The following is a 16,669-nucleotide window of genomic DNA, read 5'->3' on the forward strand; positions in this document are numbered from 1 at the left end:
ATTTTTAACTAAATTCGCGCTAAGCTGAGAATTAAAATATACTTGCCCTGCCATTTATGAAATTTCGAGCTATCAGCCTTTTTTTTGCTACTTGCGCGATCGGAATTTTTAGTTTGGTATTCACTCCACCTGCTTGGGCCCTGACGCAGATTAAACTTTCCGACCTTTCTTATCGCGAATGTCCGGCCGAAATGGCAGAAGGAACAGTCACCAGCGGCAGTTCTATGGAAGCTAACTGCTTTTTGATTACAGGGAAAGCTGAAAATAGCACCGGCAAACCTGTTGTTAATGCTGATATTTTCGGTCGTATTTATGATGCAGATGAAAATCCGGTGATGCAAAACCGCACTCGCTTGGGTTCTATCGAAGAAGTCCCTCCCGGAGTTAGCGATTTTCAGCTCAGAATTTCCGTCGCCGCCAACCAACGAACTCCTTTGAAGCTCAAGCAATTTAAAGCTACAGGTTTTACTGGCGTGGTTCGCCGCTAAGGAAACAGTCTGAGATTTGAAATTTTAGGTGGTTGAGTTGCTGTGAATTTCTCAACTCTCATCTACGACAAACTCCCCGGCAAAAAAGCCGGGGAGTTCGTGTAAAAATATCAAATCTCAAATTTAGTGGCCGGCAATATCTGCCAGCAGTTGAGGCTAGATGCTGAAAAAATTAAGCTTTTTTAACTAAAAAGCGGTTTGCAAGTTACCCAAAAGACCGATCAGAAATTCCGAGCCAAACTGAAGTACAAAAAACGCAATCAGTGGAGAAAAGTCAATCCCTCCTAAGGGGGGGATAATTGAGCGAAAAAGATTCAGGTAAGGATCTGTTAACTGAGTCAAAATCGAAAACGGAGGCTCGTACAAATTGATGTTGGGGAACCAAGTTAACAGTACCCTAATAATCATCAGCACTAGATAGATTTGCAGAAATGTCGCTAGCGTGTTTGCCAAAAGGCCTATTGAATAACTCATAAATTTTGGTGATCGTTTGAGTAAAGTTTACAGACTCTTTAGCTTTAAGTTTAGCATAGCTGCGGGAGGGGGAGAGGGGGAGCATTGGGAGCATCCTCTGGAGTTTACGTTTTTTAGAAGTGCGAGTTCGCTGCGCGATCTGGGGCTGGCACTTTGGTGTGAAAGTCGATCGCCCGCATCCATCTACCAAGCTAATCTACAATCTTAAATGGATTCAGGAATCTTCGCCGATCGCACGATCGCTGCTGTGGGCCTGCGCGTTACCGTTTACGTCACCCAGTTGCAGCCGCACCTCATCAATCGCCTGATTTAGCTGGGCAATTTTATCTTCCAAACTCAGTCTTGCTACTTCCATCCCTTCGGCTTCGAGTTGGGTGGCTTTTCTCTGGCGCATCTTTCTGGCTTTGGCATCTGAAGGTTCGCTAAGTAAAGCTTCAGCAGCGCGCCGCGACAGCACCGCACCCAAAACTGCACCCACCAATCCCCCAACTGCGGCTCCCGCAATAAATCCGCCTGTAAAACCCTCTCGATTGCTCATGGCTCAACTCAACTGCACGATATTTCCTAGATTTGTCTATTTTGACACTCTCTGGAGCGATCGACCTGGATCGGATTTTAGATTTTAGATTTTAGATTTTAGATTGATCTACCGCTCCAACAATGCGCTTCCCAAACACAAAGCCCACAGGTGCATCAAGTCGGTTAGTTGTCGGGTAAGGCGATAATTCCGACTTCAGAGTGGAAGCGAATCATCTCCAAAGATCGATCGCCATACATATCTTCAATGTGCTCCAAACAGCAGTCGATCGCAAAATCGTTCAACTCCGTCGGCCGGGTCCCGTACATATCCTGAAACACTTCCTCGTCTACCCGACAAAAGCGCGGGCGATCGGCATAAATTCCGCATTCCCTCGTTTTTTTGTCAAAGTTTATACACCAACCGTCATCTCCCACTAAGGTCAAGTAGAGAGCTAATTCGTCTGTAGATAAATACTCGTCTAAGTCAGGGCGTTCTGTTGGGTCTAGGTAACAACAAGCACCGCACTGCTTTACGCAACGCCAAGTAGCCATAATTCGATTTTAGATTTTAGATTTTAGATTTTAGATTTGGAGCATGATCTCGAAAATGCCCAACTTTAAGAGATTAAAGCCTTTCAAGTATACCAAGTGCCAGCGACGCAGATGGTAAATTGAAGCCTCGGTAGACAGTCGCGGATAATGTTGATATGTATAGATAACCGCGCGATATGGCTACCAAGCGACCAAGAACTACCATCAGCTTTGACTTTGACGAGTACAAGGAGTTAAAAATTTGGGCTGATTCTGAATTTCGTTCTATTCCTCAACTGGTTCTTGTCTTGGTCAAGAAAGCCTTGATAGAGAGAAATAAACGATCGTCAGCTCAAGTCAGCACACCTCCGAGTGAACCTGATAGCTCCAAACTCACAGAAACCCAACCTCCGCCAACTACCAAAGCTAAGCGGGGTAAGGAAAGTAACGAAGCTGGCTAATGTCTATGATATCTAGCAAAGGAGGAACAACACCATGATGCAAGCCCAAACAATCCCCAAAACAGTCACTTTTGACGAGTTCGCGACCTGGTATCCAGAGAACTCAGTTCATCGCTACGAACTACACAATGGAGTAATTGTCGAAATGCCTCTAGGAACTGGCCGCCATTCTCGTGTTACAGGTTTTATCAGCTTAAAAGTAGGAGTTGAAATTGACCGACGCGAATTACCCTACTCCATCCCTGGTGACTGCCTGCTTAAACCCACTCGTGATGAGGCAGGTTATCAGCCCGATGTGATTGTCCTAGACCAAGCATCTCTGGCAAACGAACCGCGCTGGGAAAGGGAATCCATCATCATGATGGGTTCTTCGGTACGGCTGGCTGTAGAGGTCGTCAGCACGAACTGGCGCGATGATTATTTTTTCAAAGCTTCTGACTATGAAGAAATGGGCATCCCTGAATATTGGATTGTGGACTATTTGGGTTTAGGCGGCCGCAAGTTCATTGGCAATCCCAAACAACCGACTCTCTCGGTTTGCCAGTTAGTAGATGGGGAGTACCAGATCAAGCAGTTTCGCGGCGATGACAGAGTTGAATCGCTGGCTTTTCCAGAATTGAGGTTGACTGCTGAGTTGATTTTTCGGGCGGGCTTGCCTCCCAGCAGCGACAGCGATGAACCGGGTTAATTGCGGCCAGAAGTGAGGGTTTTTCAGCCGAATTTACGATCGCTGGCAGGTCGATCGTTCTTTACATTTTGTTGATTTTTGTAAACTTTCTTAAAAAATAGGGTCGATCGCCCGGTAAAATCAGAAGCGGATTTTCTCATTCAACAATCTAGACTTACTCACTACAGTCAGGAGGACACATGGACTTTTTAACGGATTTTTTAAGCGGCAGCGTCGGCGGTGTCAACCTCCAACTGATTATTCAGGTAGCTTTACTTGCCGCAGTCGTGCTTTCTGGCCCGATCGTGATTTTTCTGTTGGCAGCTAAAGGCGGCGACTTGTAATTATACCACGGCTGGCGATCGACCTTTGGGAGTTTTGAGTTTTAGTTTTACATTATGATGCAAAATTCCCAAAGGTCGATCGACAGTCAAGTTGATTTTAGATTTTAGATTTAGGATTTTAGATTTGGGATTTACTGCACAGCTTGTGTCTGCGAGTATATGCAAGATTGAACAGGAGTCTAATATTGTGTCCAGTCGATTACGATAACAGGTTCGTAGTGAGGACTTCAGTCCGCATTTATAGAAGGACTAAAGTCCTTACTACAAACCCAGGTTCGTAGTGAGGACTTCAGTCCGCATTTATAGAAGGACTAAAGTCCTTACTACAAACCCAGGTTCGTAGTGAGGACTTCAGTCCGCATTTATAGAAGGACTAAAGTCCTTACTACAAACCCAGGTTCGTAGTGAGGACTTCAGTCCGCATTTATAGAAGGACTAAAGTCCTTACTACAAACCCAGGTTCGTAGTGAGGACTTCAGTCCGCATTTATAGAAGGACTAAAGTCCTTACTACAAACCCAGGTTCGTAGTGAGGACTTCAGTCCGCATCTATAGAAGGACTAAAGTCCTTACTACAAACCCAGGTTCGTAGTGAGGACTTCAGTCAAATGGCACTGAAAAAGGCTTAATCACCCCCGCAGTTTAGCTTTCAAGACAGAGCGAGGTTCCTGCATTCGACGATAGGGTTTCGGTCTGAGTTTCAAAACTCTAGGTTCCGAACGCCCGGGTCGAATCGTGAGTAAATTAGTTGCCACCTGTTCCAAAAGTAATTGACGCCATTGTCGCTGTTGACGTTTGACCGTAGTTGCCAACAGCGTCAATAACAGATTAAACTGCTGCCTCGTTGATTGGAATGAGAGTTGAAAAACTGTATTTTCTGACGAAGATACAGCCTGCCACATAATGGTACGCAATAAAGTGTAAGCTAATAAGTGTGTCCAGATTTCTTTTCTCACCATCACCGGAGTTTTAGCTGTTAACATCTCCATTTTTAATGTGGTTTTAAGATAGCGTAAATTCACTTCGGCAGCCGACCAACGAAGTCCATATAAACAAGTCAACTTTTCAACAGTATACCGTTTGGCATCCATCAATGTTGTCACTATAATTATACGCTCGTCTCTGAAACCACGGCGTTTAATTCGTAAGCATACTTCCCGGACGATAAAACTAGATGGTAATGCCTCGAATTCCTCACTGGTCATGTGGTTAGGAGACTGCCGGGGTCGATTCCAGACGACTGTGTGATCGCCAATTCCCAACTTTTTCCCCCGCCCTTAAGTCCGTTTTACGGAGATGATTTTTACGAAAAACAGCGTCTGCCCCTTGCTCTTTTACTAAGACTAAATCGACATAATTACCATAAGCTTGATCTGCTAATATCACATCATCGGCAACTAAATTGGCATACAGCAAACGGCTCATCACAATCTCACTGGTCGCCAAAGAATCTATGCCAGCGAATACCACGGCTCCAGTAAGCAATGAAAAAAGCACCACTATTTTAGCGATGGGAAATCCACACCCTGGTTTTTGATTGCTGTGTTGCGGATACTCGGCTTGATTAGCAGCAGTATCACTCATCAACACTGTTGTCCCATCTAATACCCGCACCCGTCGTCCACACCATTGTTGTTCTATGGGAACTTGCTTTTCTAGAGATTCTGCGACTATGGGTACTAACTGTTGAACGAGTTTTTCTGGTAGTCGCTTACGAGCTTTACAGTATGCCCCCGTGTCAGAAGAAGGAGGCTTGAGTCCGGCTGCACTTAGCCATGTACTCATCCGCTTCACGGCTTGACTCAAGCTTTTGTCGGGATCGAGTACCTGGGATACCATCGCCCACAAGGTGACTATCGGTGTGTAGATGCTTTGGTAGTAGGTGATCTTCTCATTCGCTAGAAGCTCCAGGACTAAGGAATCTGGCAGCAGCTTCTCCCAAGGTGAGGCAACGCTCTGCAAAAATTGTTGTTTGAGAATAGACGCACGATTTGACATAATAGAGATAGATTTTTGTGTTTGTAAGGCAATGATCTATATATATATTGCCTTACAGATTTTTTTTTGCTCACTTTTTCAGTGCCATTTGACTTCAGTCCGCATCTATAGAAGGACTAAAGTCCTTACTACAAACCCAGGTTCGTAGTGAGGAATTCAGTCCGCATTTATAGAAGGACTAAAGTCATTACTACAAGCCCAGGTTCGTAGTGAGGACTTCAGTCCGCATCTATAGAAGGACTAAAGTCCTCACTACAAACCCAGGTTCGATATTGTAGCTAGTCTTCGGTAGGCAAATTTTTGCTAGCTAATTTTCACTGCGCTGCATTAGATTTGCGATCGAATACCGAGGGCGTGTTTAGCCGTTTGAATCAAATTCTCAAAAAAAGGTAGAGATACATCAACTTCCTTAGCATCTTGGCGGGAGTTACCCAACAAACCGATGCTTTGTCCCGGTGCGACAGCCAAAACTTGCCCTTGAGAGTTGCGAATTCTTAATTCCTCTTGAGAACCGGTGGGAGACAGACTGCAAGAATAAGTGCGATCGCAATAATCAAACTCAACTTTTCCAAACATCGACGGTCTCGAACTAGCAGCACTTGCCGGTAAGCGGACACCCAACAATTCTAACTCAACCGATATCTTACCATTAAAACTATTTTCCCGCAAGCGGTAAGCAATATCAACCCGCCGAGGCAACGGAAAATATTCGCCCCAACGCCACGCAATCCCCTTTACGCTAGCCGAACCTTTTTCATCTTGAGTTGCAGTTAGTTTAACATGACCTCCCTTACCAACAATTTTCTGCTCAGTTATGCAAACATTAGGCGTCCAAAATACCGGAGCCTTATTTTCAATTCCGCAAGGTTCCAGAGCATCAATTTGTCGGTAAAGGTCAAGATTAATTTCAGCCAAATCCGCTCGCACATCTACTGAAACCAGCGGCTTGAGGTGTTCCGGCTGCAAACATTGATTCGCAAAAATTGACAGTTGCTTGCGAAATTGTTCTAGATTCTTGGCGGGCATAGAAAAGCCTCCAGCCGCCTTATGTCCGCCAAATTTAGTTAATAAATCAGCGCAAAAATTCAGTCCGTCAAATACATTAAATTCAGGAATTCCCCTCGCCGAACCCCGGATGATATTACCCGTTTCGCCAGCCTCATCCTCAAAAGTACCGATAAAAACGGGTACGCCGTAACGTTCGAGCAACCGAGATGCTACAATCCCGATTACCCCGTGATGCCAACCGGGCTGCACTACAACTAACACCCGTTGCTGCTGTAAGTTAATGGCACTTTGCTCACACCAAGCGATCGCTTCCTGCTCAATTTCCTGACATAACTCTTGACGGCGCTGATTGATTTGTTCGCACTGCATCGCATTTTTGAGTGCCAATTCGCGATCGTCCGTTGTCAGCAACTCTATCACAATTTGAGGGTCAGCCAGCCGTCCCACAGCATTAATCCGCGGCCCCAGCCGAAAACCAATATCTTCCGGCTTTAAGGTATTATTACTTTGACTTTTTGAATGGAGCAGAGGTAAAGTTTCCCCATTTGCCGCCTGCACTCCCGCTACCTGAATCAAAGCTTGAACACCAGCTAATTGAGAGTGAGGTAAAAGTCGCAAACCCCGCTTTACCCAGCGGCGGTTAACTCCAGTCAAAGGCGCTAAATCTGCAATAGTTCCCAAGGTAAATAATTCCAGCAGCGGATTCACCAAGCCGCCAACTTTATTCAAGTCTTGAGCCAAAGTAATCGCCAAAACATAAGCAACGCCCACTCCAGCCAAACCGCGATAAGGCGAAGATTCCGCAATTAATTTTGGGTTAAGAATAGCATCAGCCGGCGGCAGTTTTGGCGGCAAATCGTGGTGGTCTGTAATAATAACTTTTACACCAAGTTCTCGCGCTCTGGCAACTGGGCCATAGGCTGCAATCCCGTTGTCAACCGTCAGAATCAGAGCCACACCTTCGGCGTGAAATTCTTCTACAATGCGATCGTTAATCCCGTAACCTTCGTGCATCCGGCTGGGAATAGCATAATCGACATTCGCGCCCAAAGCCCTGAGAGCTCGCAGCAACAAAGCCGTGCTCGTCATCCCGTCAGCATCATAATCGCCGCAAATCGCAATTTTTTGCCCTGCTGAAATCGCCTCCCGCAACAATTTGACACTCGCAGCCAAATCGGGAAACTCATCCAGTGGCGCCGGCAAAATCAGAGATTCCGGTTCGATAAACCCTTGCACTTCTTCCATAGAATCTATGCCGCGATTAACGAGTACCTGTGCTAGCAAGCATGACAAACCGATTTCATTGGCAAACTGTTCCGCTTGCTGTGGTTGAGGCGAATAAATCTGCCACCGTTGGTTCGGCAATCGCGGAGAATTCGGGGGTATAGATGTGGGTAGCTCTGGCACGGAAGCTGAGGTTTAAAGATACATAACTAATATTACCGAATAAAGTGTCTCATGAAATCAATATTAGATTGGCGATCGATCGCAAAGATGAGTTTTTTCGGTAAAATCCAAAGGTTATTCGGATCGGGCAGTGTTCTGAAAGTGCGATCGTATCTGAAAACAAAGTCTATCAGGCACTTGTCCAGTCCGTATAGTCCTCAGTGGTGGATTTTATTTCAACAGGAGATTGTAATGATTGCAGAAAAGCGCCCCTGGTTTAAAGTTGCCTTCCAGTTGCAAGGGTCGATTCTTTTTTTTATCTGGCCCCGCGTCATGCTGTGCGCTGGTTTTGGGTTCTTGATTTCGGTGCTGCACTTTTTACAGTTTCCAGTATCCTTGCCCATCTTATCAAGCATTGTCCCCAGCATTGTCCTCGGCTTATTGTTAGTTTTTCGGACAAATACGGCTTACGATCGATTTTGGGAAGGCAGGAGGTGCTGGGGAACCTTAATTATTGCAGTCCGAAATTTAGCGCGTCAAATTTGGGTATCTATTAGCGATCGAGAACCAGATGATTTAGCGAAAAAAAAGTCTGCTTTACGATTATTAGTGGCTTTTGCCATAGCCATGAAATTGCACTTGCGCCAAGAGCCAATTGGCCCAGAAATAGAGCCTTACGTACCGCCACAACAGTATGAAAACCTCAAGAAAATGAACAATCCTCCCCTAGAAATTGCTTTTTGGATCGGGGATTATTTGAGCATACAGTACGAGGCAAATAACCTTGATGTCTATCGGCTAACTGCGATGAATCAGTTGGTAAATAACATGATTGAGGCATTGAGCGGTTGCGAGCGAATTTTGAGAACTCCGATGCCTCTTGCTTACGCGATTCATCTCAAACAGCTACTCTTGCTTTACTGTTTGGCGCTGCCTTTTCAGATGGTAAAAGAGTTAACTTGGGGAACAGGCCCTGTGGTAGCTTTAATTAGTTTTGCTTTGTTTGGTATCGAAGAAATCGGCATTGAAATCGAAAATCCTTTCGGGCACGATGCCAATGATTTGCCTTTGAATAATATCTGTGCTACTATGCAGCGCAATATTGAAGATTTAATTACTTTATCTCCTAGTGTTCACGCTCGCATAAAAGATCATTAGAATGATTGGTCATTGGTCATTGGTCATTGGTCATTGGTCATTGGTCATTGATCATTGGTCATTGGTCATTGGTCATTGATCATTGGTCATTAGTTAACTGTAGGAGCGCGTTCGCTAATAACCTTGACAGTAGATACATACAGATTGAATTAACCAGCTTCCGCCTAACGTTCAATTTTAGCAATCAACCACATTAACCCAGCTAAAACCAACAATAAAGGCGTCAGCCAATCTCCCCACTCCACATACAAAGTCCGAGTTTGCCGCCGATAAATAGTAGCATCTTGGACTTCATAGGTATTAATTCCAGACTTCCAAATTGTCTCGCCGCGAGGGTTGACAAAAGCAGAATAACCTGTATTAGTTGCGATCGCAGCCCAGCGATCGATTTCAATGGCCCGCATCACATCCAAAGCGTGATGCTGAGCCAGCATCGGCGGTTTGTAATGGGCATTGTTGGAAGCTGTGAGCATAAATTCGCCTCCCTGCGCCGCCTGAGAGCGAAAAACTTCAGCAAAGGCTGAATCGTAACAAATTCCTACAATAGCGCGGCCAAACGGCGTATCAAACAATTGTTTTGAGTTACCTGGTACTAAATGAACATCCAAGGGAGACAGCCGATTGATAATGCTGCCTAAGATTTCGTAAAAAGGGATGTATTCGCCTAAAGGTACTAACTTAATTTTATTGTAGCGGCTGATAATCTCTCCCGTGCGATCGATCGCCAATAAGCTATTAGTGATACTGTTCTCTTGCTGTGCGAATCCTCCAACCCAAGCCAAAACGCCACGTTTGAGAATAGCTTGGTAAAAGGAAAGAGTAGAACGTTGATAGTCGTTTGTCCAGACAAAAGGCAAAGCCGTCTCTGGAAGTAACACAGCATCAACTTTTCTATCTGCTAACTGTTTGTACCCGGCCGTGTAACCTTCCAAAGCGCGCCGCCACCCACCTGAGTCAAACTTAATTTCATTGGGAATATTGCCTTGAATAATCCCAATTTTTAATGCTGTTCCTGGCTCTTCAATTAAGGGGCGATTGTACAAACTCCAGCCTCCAAGATGTAAAACTAAAAACAAACTCGCAGGCAAAATATAAGCAATCCAATTCTTCCCTCTTGCTTCTTCCTTCTCTCCTCTTCCCTCTTCCCTCTTCCTTCTTCCTTCTTCCTTCTTCCTTCTTCCTTCGATAAAAGCTTCAGCAATTAAGCCATTTACTGCTACGATCGCCGCTGTTACTGCGCTGGGCCCGGAGAGCTGACCGAGCTGCAATATTGCTAAGTTGTGGGGGCTTTGGGTGTATGATAGTGATGTCCACCACAGCGCACTTGTACTCCAAATACTTTCTAAGGCACACCACAAAGCTGTACCAATTAACACGCGAGTTAACGCTGATAATTGAGTTTTACCCCCCGCTGCCCCCGCTTGTAAAGGCGAGTTAAGAATAAGAGTAGGATTTTTGATTGGTACAGTGAGGGAGTTGAAAATTACAAATAGCCACGCCCAAAGGGTGACTAATGCGGCTCCCCAGATGGTGATGAATGCCCAACACAAAAGTGCGATCGCCAAACTCGGCCACCAAGGAACTCCCAACCAAGTCATCGGGTGTATTCCCATAATCCAAGATAAGGCTAATCCGTGATAGCCAATTCCCCAAAGAGCAGGAATCAGGAATAATGAATAAGGAATAAAGAGACACTTTTTTTGTTTTCCTTCTATTTCTGACCGTTGATAACTGACAACCAAAACCCAGAGGGGAGCTAAGGCTACCCATGCTAACGGCCAAGCATTGAATGGTGCTGTTGTCAATGCCATCAAAATACCGCTGAAAAATCCGTGAAGCGGAGCTATCCCGTAGGGAATCGCCCCGCTTAATATTTGAGATTTCCCAACCGCGAGTTTTTCAAGTTTAAGTCTTTTAAATATCGCCACTTTGATGATTGCCAAATATAATAATTGTTAATCAATATATCATGTCGGGTCAATCAACTGTTTGTAGTGAGGACTTTAGTCAAGCGTCATGGATGCGGACTAAAGTCCTCACTACGAACCTGTCATGGATGCGGACTAAAGTCCTCACTACGAACCTGTCATGGATGCGGACTAAAGTCCTCACTACGAACCTGATAAAAATATATTTTCCCAAACAAAAAGCGCCCCTATTTCTAGGAGCGCTTTTTGTCAATCAAAAGCTAAATTTAGCCGTTGATGGCAGGAGCAACCATTGCTACTGGGGTGACTTCACCGGCGGCTAAGTCGAGGGGGAAGTTGTGAGCGTTGCGCTCGTGCATTACTTCCATACCTAGATTAGCGCGGTTGATGACATCTGCCCAAGTGTTGATGACGCGACCTTGTGAGTCGATAATCGATTGGTTGAAGTTGAAACCGTTGAGGTTAAACGCCATTGTGGAAATACCCAAAGCGGTAAACCAGATGCCAACTACTGGCCATGCGCCTAACAAGAAGTGCAAAGAACGACTGTTGTTAAAGCTGGCGTATTGGAAAATTAAACGACCGAAGTAGCCGTGGGCTGCAACGATGTTGTAGGTTTCTTCTTCTTGACCGAATTTATAACCGTAGTTTTGCGATTCGCTTTCGGTTGTTTCGCGTACCAAAGAAGATGTAACGAGAGAACCGTGCATGGCGGAGAACAAGCTACCACCGAAGACACCAGCAACTCCCAACATATGGAAGGGGTGCATCAGGATGTTGTGCTCGGCTTGAAACACGATCATGAAGTTGAATGTGCCGCTGATACCCAAGGGCATACCGTCAGAAAAGCTGCCTTGTCCGATCGGATAAATCAAGAATACTGCGGTAGCAGATGCCACAGGTGCGGAGTAAGCCACGCAGATCCAAGGACGCATTCCTAAGCGGTAGCTCAGTTCCCACTGACGACCCATGTAGCAAAAAATGCCGATGAGGAAGTGGAAAATGACGAGCTGGTAAGGGCCGCCGTTGTACAGCCATTCGTCTAAAGAAGCTGCTTCCCAGATTGGATAGAAGTGAAGCCCGATCGCATTCGATGAAGGAACAACAGCACCGCTGATCAGGTTGTTGCCGAACATCAAGGAACCAGCAACTGGCTCGCGGATGCCGTCAATATCCACAGGAGGAGCTGCCACAAAGGCGATGATGTAGGAGATGGTGGCGGTCAGCAGAGTTGGGATCATCAAAGTCCCAAACCAACCAACATAAATCCGGTTATCGGTGCTAGTTACCCACTCGCAGAACCGTTCCCAAACGTTGCCGCTTTCGCGACGCTGTACGGTTGTTGTCATTTGTTTTATGATTGCTTAATTGAATTTTCAATGTTCGTTGTGGGAATGCCCCACGCTTATATTAGTAACATTATTCACTAAAGTTTGCCAAGGGGTTAGTGCTGACAATTCAAACTTTTTACAAAGGTTTACACTACTTGATTCTTAGTGAATTTTTGCAGTTATTGGTAAAGTAATATTACAAATACAATTCGCTTAAATACAGCGGACGGAAGAGCTGAATCTATTGTCTGTAGCTGCGTTCAGCAGTTGAATTAAATTATTATTGTTCAGGTCGATATCTAGTCGAGTTAAATATCTCTTAATTAGGACTTGAACAGACTATTTTTAATATTTGTTTACATATCGTCGGTGGATTCGGAGCGAGTAAATTTTGATGGAGAGAATATTAGCAAGCTGGTTGATGGTGCGATCGGGCTACATTACGCTTGAACTGCACAAGTCCTTTTAATTAAATTTTGGGACGCTGCTCAGAGCAACGTCCCACAAGAAAAAAAATTGTGGGACGTTGCTCTGAGCAGCGTCCAATTTATTTTTGCCAGACGTTTATTCTCAACAATTCCCCATCAACCGGATTTATTAGACAAGATTGCATAAATCTTTGATTAATACAGTCACCGCAGATTTCAAGCAGATAAACACAGATAAACGCAGATAGTTTCAAGATAAGAGAGTGAATGAATGCAAGAGGTCTATTGACAAAAAAACCCGGTTGATAAGGCGCTTTGCAATAGCCATCAACCGGGTTTCTGAGCATGAGTCCGTAAGTTCTCCGTAAAAATAAGCCTCTAGCCTGGGGGCCAATTCATGTGTCGTCCGCCGAGAATATGAAGGTGCAGGTGATCTACTGTTTGGCCGCCGTCATTGCCGGTATTAATCACGACGCGATAGCCGTTGCTGAGTCCGAGTTGTTCTGCTACCCGTTTGACAGTCAGCAGCAGGTGTCCCATCAGGGCGTGGTCTCCCGACTCGGCATCGGCTAACTTGGGAATAGGTTTTTTGGGAATGACTAGGATGTGGATGGGCGCTTGGGGATTGATATCTCTGAAGGCGAGGGCTAAGTCGTCCTCATAAACGATGTCTGCGGGAATCTCTTTGCGGATGATTTTGCTGAAAAGCGTTTCTTGGGTTGTCATGGGTGTTAAGGAACAGTTGACAGTTGACAGTTGGCAGTTGGCAGTTGAAAGAAGATCCCGCCCGCTTTGGCTACGCGGTAGCCGAAGTTCAGTTTCCTGGGAGTCGAAGTTCAGCTACCGCGCAGTGGTTGGGTTTACAGTTGACAGAAGGAAGGAAGAGGGAAGCAGGAAGCGGGGAGTTGGGAGGGTGAAGGGGAAGAACGAAGGGGGAGAGCGAAGGCAGAAGACTCAGAAGGAGAAAAGGAAGAGGCGACGAAAAGTTTTTCTTGCCTCTTCCGATATTCATTAGTCATTGTTAATCATAATAGATGATGGATCGAAGACCGGCAAATTGAGGATCGAGAAAAATGCTTGCTAGGGTTTGGAGTGCATCGATCGTAGGAATTGACGCGGTAAAGGTGGGTGTCGAGGCTGATGTATCGGGCGGGCTGCCGAAAATTGTGGTTGTGGGGTTGCCCGATTCGGCGGTGCAAGAGGCTAAAGAAAGGGTTAAGGCTACGTTAAAAAATTCGGGATATGGTTTTCCGATGCGGAGTATTGTGATTAATTTGACTCCGGCGGATTTGCGTAAGGAAGGCCCGAGTTTTGATTTGCCGATCGCCATTGGCATTTTAGCAGCATCGGAACAGGTCAGCCCTGACCTTTTGGGAGATCATTTATTTTTGGGGGAACTCTCTTTGGACGGGAGTTTGCGGCCGGTGGCGGGGGTTTTGCCGATCGCCGCTGCTGCTCAAAAAATGGGTATTTCGGGATTGATTGTACCAGCGGCCAATGCCACGGAAGCAGCTTTAGTAAAGGGAATATCTGTTTACGGTTTTGAAAATATTTTTGCAGTTACTGATTTTTTGAACAATCCTCAAGTCTATTCGCCCGTAGAAGTAAACGGCATACAAGAATTAGGAAAAACCCGGTTTCCTGGTCTAGATTTAAAAGATGTAAAAGGGCAAATTCACGCCAGACGGGCTTTGGAAATTGCGGCAGCGGGGGGGCACAATTTAATTTTTGTGGGGCCGCCAGGGAGCGGTAAGACTATGCTGGCGAGACGTTTGCCGGGTATTTTGCCCCCGCTGACGTTTGATGAAGCTTTAGATGTGACTCAAATTCATTCGGTGGCAGGTTTGTTGAAGGATAAGGGTATGCTGGTGAGCGATCGACCTTTTCGCAGTCCTCACCATTCAGCATCCGGGCCTTCTCTGGTTGGCGGGGGCAGTTTTCCGCGTCCGGGTGAAATTTCCCTAGCACATCGTGGCGTACTTTTCTTGGATGAATTGACCGAATTTAAACGAGATGTTTTGGAGTTTTTGCGGCAGCCATTGGAAGATGGTTATGTGACGATTTCTCGAACCAGACAATCGGTAATGTTTCCGGCACAATTTACATTAGTTGCAAGTACAAATCCTTGCGCTTGCGGTTACTACGGCGATTCTATCCAACAGTGTACTTGTTCGCCGCAAAAAAGAGAGCAGTATTGGGCAAAACTTTCCGGGCCTTTGATGGATCGGATTGATTTGCAAGTGGCGGTTAATCGTTTGAAACCCGAGGAAATTACCAGACAGGCGACGGGGGAGGAGTCGGAACCGGTGCGGGTGAGGGTGCAGCGGGCGCGAGAGATGGCGACTCACCGTTTTGAGTCGGAATCTGGCTTGCGGTGTAACGCGCAGATGCTAAGTGGCCACATTAACCAATGGTGTCAGTTGGATGATGCTTCGCGGAATTTGTTGGAGATGGCGATTCGGAAATTGGGGCTTTCGGCGCGGGCGAGCGATCGAATTTTGAAGGTTGCGAGGACTATTGCTGATTTGTCGGGGGATGAAAGCCTGAAGACTAATCATGTGGGGGAGGCTGTGCAGTATCGGACGATCGATCGGATGCAGTAAGGGGGATTTGTGCGATCGTCTTTCAAGTCGTAAGTTGATATATTGCAGGTCTATATTTTGGTTCGGGAATCGGTTTTCCCGTAGCTTTTGCAGCTTCCAGCCATGCTGTTTTAGCAATCTGTACTTCCTGCAAAGCTGATTCTGGGGTTTCGCCAAAAGCGGAACAGTATTTTAAATCAGGAATATCGGCAATATAGCCTTCATCTTCGTTGCTGTAAAAAATATTGATGTGATAGTCTTTCATGGTTCATCATCCTCTATTGTGAGAGCGTATTCCTCGATTATCGCTAAGAATTGACGGACTTGATAGGGTGTCACCTCACCTTTTTTATTTTGAATGTTAACGATTTCTGGCACTTCAGGATGATTGAATATGTGATGACTCCCGCTGACTCTCGCCAGACTAAAGCCAAAGGCTTCTATCAGTGTCACCATTTCATTAAACTTGATGTTTTTTGATCCAGATAGCACCTTTTCTAAAATTTTACGCTTTTTCATTGCTTTAAAAAGTGCATTAATCCTATTCCTCGTATAAACCAGCTTCTTCAGTCATCTCGATTAGCTGATCTAACAGTTTACGGCGCTTGCTGTCGCGATGTTCTTTATAAATGATTAAATCTTTAAATCGAATCCGCCGATGGGAACCTACTTTGATATAAGGGATTGCTCCTTCATCTAGCAACTTGACAAGAAATGGTCGCGATACATTCAGAATATCAGCAGCTTGCTGCGTCGTCAGTTCGCGATTGTGAAGGACGATCGAAACAGCCCGATCTGATGCCATTGCTTGCACAGCTTGACGCAGGATATTGCAGACTGATTCTGGAATTAGAATCTCTTCTCCGTTACTTGTGACTAATTTGGACTGTGCAGATTCTCGGCTGAGTATCTGTGCTAATTGTGCTATTGATTCTTGTTCTTTTTCTTGCAGCAGAACTGACTCTGGCGATGCTTTTTGCTTCAACATAGCAAGATATATTTTTGGGTTGTTGTCTTAACGGTAACACTTTTAGTGCATAAACGCAATATTCGCAACAAACGAAATATTCAAAATTGTATAGGAATTACACAGGTCGAGGACAGAAACCGGGTTTCTTTGTAAATCTCTACTTAAGAAAGCAAGGATTTGATAAAGTTCAATCAATGTTTATAACTATTCTTGTCAGTGTTTGGCGGTTTTCTCGTAAGTATGTCCGTGAGTGTAAGGCTGCATAATATCAGTAAATTTACGCAAGCAGACAACAAAAACTCGCTCTTCTTTTGACCATTGAACGATCGGACTATAATGGCTATTCATGGGTTATAATACTTGAAATTACCAAGCACAGTTAAATTATATGAAATAT

At 45.2% G+C, this 16,669-nt stretch carries 19 protein-coding genes and 1 pseudogene; 8 read left to right on the forward strand and 12 right to left on the reverse strand.

The genetic code is table 11. The features are described 5' to 3' along the window. Positions 1–56 precede the first annotated feature (56 nt). Positions 57–488 (forward strand): hypothetical protein, encoded by a 432-nt coding sequence (locus QZW47_RS02990; protein WP_293123658.1) that lies wholly within the window; start codon positions 57–59, stop codon positions 486–488. Positions 489–674: 186 nt separating this feature from the next. Here QZW47_RS02990 and QZW47_RS02995 read toward each other — a convergent pair whose 3' ends face one another. Continuing rightward, a complete protein-coding gene (locus tag QZW47_RS02995) occupies positions 675–962 on the reverse strand; it encodes a YggT family protein (protein WP_293123661.1) in 288 nt (95 codons plus the stop codon). Between the two features lie 16 nt (positions 963–978). On the opposite strand from QZW47_RS02995, the gene QZW47_RS03000 reads away from it, so the two are divergent. Next, positions 979–1,170, forward strand: a complete 192-nt coding sequence (locus QZW47_RS03000) for a hypothetical protein (RefSeq protein ID WP_293123664.1) — start codon at positions 979–981, stop codon at positions 1,168–1,170. 6 nt (positions 1,171–1,176) lie between these two features. Here QZW47_RS03000 and QZW47_RS03005 read toward each other — a convergent pair whose 3' ends face one another. Next, positions 1,177–1,500 carry a hypothetical protein gene (locus QZW47_RS03005; RefSeq protein WP_293123667.1) on the reverse strand — a complete coding sequence of 108 codons (324 nt, stop codon included), beginning with the start codon at positions 1,498–1,500 and terminating at the stop codon, positions 1,177–1,179. A 164-nt stretch (positions 1,501–1,664) separates the two neighbouring features. Beyond that, complete coding sequence (locus tag QZW47_RS03010) at positions 1,665–2,033, reverse strand: YkgJ family cysteine cluster protein (RefSeq protein ID WP_293123670.1); 369 nt, start codon at positions 2,031–2,033, stop codon at positions 1,665–1,667. Positions 2,034–2,209: 176 nt separating this feature from the next. Between QZW47_RS03010 and QZW47_RS03015 the strand changes: the two genes are divergently transcribed. From QZW47_RS03015 to QZW47_RS03025, 3 genes are all read left to right on the forward strand, one after another. Beyond that, entirely contained in the window at positions 2,210–2,473 is a 264-nt protein-coding gene (locus QZW47_RS03015) for a hypothetical protein (RefSeq protein WP_293123673.1), read from the forward strand. Between the two features lie 34 nt (positions 2,474–2,507). Next, complete coding sequence (locus QZW47_RS03020; RefSeq protein ID WP_293123676.1) at positions 2,508–3,161, forward strand: Uma2 family endonuclease; 654 nt, start codon at positions 2,508–2,510, stop codon at positions 3,159–3,161. A gap of 179 nt (positions 3,162–3,340) precedes the next feature. Further along, positions 3,341–3,484 carry a photosystem II reaction center protein Ycf12 gene (locus QZW47_RS03025; RefSeq protein ID WP_293123679.1) on the forward strand — a complete coding sequence of 48 codons (144 nt, stop codon included), beginning with the start codon at positions 3,341–3,343 and terminating at the stop codon, positions 3,482–3,484. A gap of 628 nt (positions 3,485–4,112) precedes the next feature. Here QZW47_RS03025 and QZW47_RS03030 read toward each other — a convergent pair. Both QZW47_RS03030 and recJ read right to left on the reverse strand, forming a co-directional pair. Further along, a pseudogene (locus QZW47_RS03030) lies at positions 4,113–5,481 on the reverse strand (IS4 family transposase). A gap of 327 nt (positions 5,482–5,808) precedes the next feature. Continuing rightward, complete coding sequence (recJ, locus tag QZW47_RS03035; RefSeq protein ID WP_293123681.1) at positions 5,809–7,896, reverse strand: single-stranded-DNA-specific exonuclease RecJ; 2,088 nt, start codon at positions 7,894–7,896, stop codon at positions 5,809–5,811. A 231-nt stretch (positions 7,897–8,127) separates the two neighbouring features. Here recJ and QZW47_RS03040 point away from each other — a divergent pair, with 231 nt between their 5' ends. Then, positions 8,128–9,033, forward strand: a complete 906-nt coding sequence (locus QZW47_RS03040; protein WP_293124396.1) for a bestrophin family protein — start codon at positions 8,128–8,130, stop codon at positions 9,031–9,033. A 164-nt stretch (positions 9,034–9,197) separates the two neighbouring features. On the opposite strand, the gene lnt is transcribed toward QZW47_RS03040, so the two are convergent. The 3 genes from lnt to QZW47_RS03055 form a co-directional block, all read right to left on the reverse strand. Beyond that, positions 9,198–10,844 carry an apolipoprotein N-acyltransferase gene (gene lnt / locus QZW47_RS03045; protein ID WP_293124398.1) on the reverse strand — a complete coding sequence of 549 codons (1,647 nt, stop codon included), beginning with the start codon at positions 10,842–10,844 and terminating at the stop codon, positions 9,198–9,200. A 383-nt stretch (positions 10,845–11,227) separates the two neighbouring features. Further along, entirely contained in the window at positions 11,228–12,310 is a 1,083-nt protein-coding gene (gene psbA, locus QZW47_RS03050) for a photosystem II q(b) protein (RefSeq protein WP_293123683.1), read from the reverse strand. A 788-nt stretch (positions 12,311–13,098) separates the two neighbouring features. Beyond that, positions 13,099–13,446, reverse strand: a complete 348-nt coding sequence (locus tag QZW47_RS03055; protein ID WP_293123686.1) for a histidine triad nucleotide-binding protein — start codon at positions 13,444–13,446, stop codon at positions 13,099–13,101. Positions 13,447–13,469: 23 nt separating this feature from the next. Between QZW47_RS03055 and QZW47_RS03060 the strand changes: the two genes are divergently transcribed. Then, entirely contained in the window at positions 13,470–13,637 is a 168-nt protein-coding gene (locus tag QZW47_RS03060; RefSeq protein WP_293123689.1) for a hypothetical protein, read from the forward strand. Positions 13,638–13,793: 156 nt separating this feature from the next. Further along, positions 13,794–15,323: a YifB family Mg chelatase-like AAA ATPase gene (locus QZW47_RS03065; protein WP_293123692.1), complete on the forward strand. Its 1,530-nt coding sequence runs from the start codon at positions 13,794–13,796 to the stop codon at positions 15,321–15,323. A 22-nt stretch (positions 15,324–15,345) separates the two neighbouring features. Here the strand turns inward: QZW47_RS03065 and QZW47_RS03070 are convergent, their stop codons facing one another. From QZW47_RS03070 to QZW47_RS03085, 4 genes are all read right to left on the reverse strand, one after another. Further along, positions 15,346–15,567 carry a type II toxin-antitoxin system HicB family antitoxin gene (locus QZW47_RS03070; RefSeq protein WP_293123695.1) on the reverse strand — a complete coding sequence of 74 codons (222 nt, stop codon included), beginning with the start codon at positions 15,565–15,567 and terminating at the stop codon, positions 15,346–15,348. Next, complete coding sequence (locus QZW47_RS03075; protein ID WP_293123698.1) at positions 15,564–15,758, reverse strand: type II toxin-antitoxin system HicA family toxin; 195 nt, start codon at positions 15,756–15,758, stop codon at positions 15,564–15,566. The genes QZW47_RS03070 and QZW47_RS03075 overlap by 4 nt, the downstream gene beginning before the upstream one ends. Before the next feature lie 85 nt (positions 15,759–15,843). Then, positions 15,844–16,290, reverse strand: coding sequence for an excisionase family DNA-binding protein (locus QZW47_RS03080; protein WP_293123701.1), 447 nt, complete (start codon positions 16,288–16,290; stop codon positions 15,844–15,846). 195 nt (positions 16,291–16,485) lie between these two features. Continuing rightward, positions 16,486–16,620, reverse strand: coding sequence for a hypothetical protein (locus tag QZW47_RS03085; RefSeq protein WP_293123704.1), 135 nt, complete (start codon positions 16,618–16,620; stop codon positions 16,486–16,488). Positions 16,621–16,669 lie beyond the last annotated feature (49 nt).

The sequence above is a fragment of the Microcoleus sp. bin38.metabat.b11b12b14.051 genome, from assembly GCF_013299165.1.
Taxonomy (GTDB): Bacteria; Cyanobacteriota; Cyanobacteriia; order Cyanobacteriales; family Microcoleaceae; genus Microcoleus.

Excerpts from the sequence above, each read along its gene's own strand:
- QZW47_RS02990 (WP_293123658.1), top strand. The coding sequence starts at position 57 with ATGAAATTTCGAGCTATCAGCCTTTTTTTTGCTACTTGCGCGATCGGA.
- QZW47_RS02995 (WP_293123661.1), bottom strand. The coding sequence starts at position 962 with ATGAGTTATTCAATAGGCCTTTTGGCAAACACGCTAGCGACATTTCTG.
- QZW47_RS03005 (WP_293123667.1), bottom strand. The coding sequence starts at position 1,500 with ATGAGCAATCGAGAGGGTTTTACAGGCGGATTTATTGCGGGAGCCGCA.
- QZW47_RS03010 (WP_293123670.1), bottom strand. The coding sequence starts at position 2,033 with ATGGCTACTTGGCGTTGCGTAAAGCAGTGCGGTGCTTGTTGTTACCTA.
- QZW47_RS03015 (WP_293123673.1), top strand. The coding sequence starts at position 2,210 with ATGGCTACCAAGCGACCAAGAACTACCATCAGCTTTGACTTTGACGAG.
- QZW47_RS03020 (WP_293123676.1), top strand. The coding sequence starts at position 2,508 with ATGATGCAAGCCCAAACAATCCCCAAAACAGTCACTTTTGACGAGTTC.
- QZW47_RS03025 (WP_293123679.1), top strand. The coding sequence starts at position 3,341 with ATGGACTTTTTAACGGATTTTTTAAGCGGCAGCGTCGGCGGTGTCAAC.
- QZW47_RS03040 (WP_293124396.1), top strand. The coding sequence starts at position 8,128 with ATGATTGCAGAAAAGCGCCCCTGGTTTAAAGTTGCCTTCCAGTTGCAA.
- lnt (WP_293124398.1), bottom strand. The coding sequence starts at position 10,844 with ATGGCATTGACAACAGCACCATTCAATGCTTGGCCGTTAGCATGGGTA.
- psbA (WP_293123683.1), bottom strand. The coding sequence starts at position 12,310 with ATGACAACAACCGTACAGCGTCGCGAAAGCGGCAACGTTTGGGAACGG.
- QZW47_RS03055 (WP_293123686.1), bottom strand. The coding sequence starts at position 13,446 with ATGACAACCCAAGAAACGCTTTTCAGCAAAATCATCCGCAAAGAGATT.
- QZW47_RS03065 (WP_293123692.1), top strand. The coding sequence starts at position 13,794 with ATGCTTGCTAGGGTTTGGAGTGCATCGATCGTAGGAATTGACGCGGTA.
- QZW47_RS03070 (WP_293123695.1), bottom strand. The coding sequence starts at position 15,567 with ATGAAAGACTATCACATCAATATTTTTTACAGCAACGAAGATGAAGGC.
- QZW47_RS03075 (WP_293123698.1), bottom strand. The coding sequence starts at position 15,758 with ATGGTGACACTGATAGAAGCCTTTGGCTTTAGTCTGGCGAGAGTCAGC.
- QZW47_RS03080 (WP_293123701.1), bottom strand. The coding sequence starts at position 16,290 with ATGTTGAAGCAAAAAGCATCGCCAGAGTCAGTTCTGCTGCAAGAAAAA.
- QZW47_RS03085 (WP_293123704.1), bottom strand. The coding sequence starts at position 16,620 with ATGAATAGCCATTATAGTCCGATCGTTCAATGGTCAAAAGAAGAGCGA.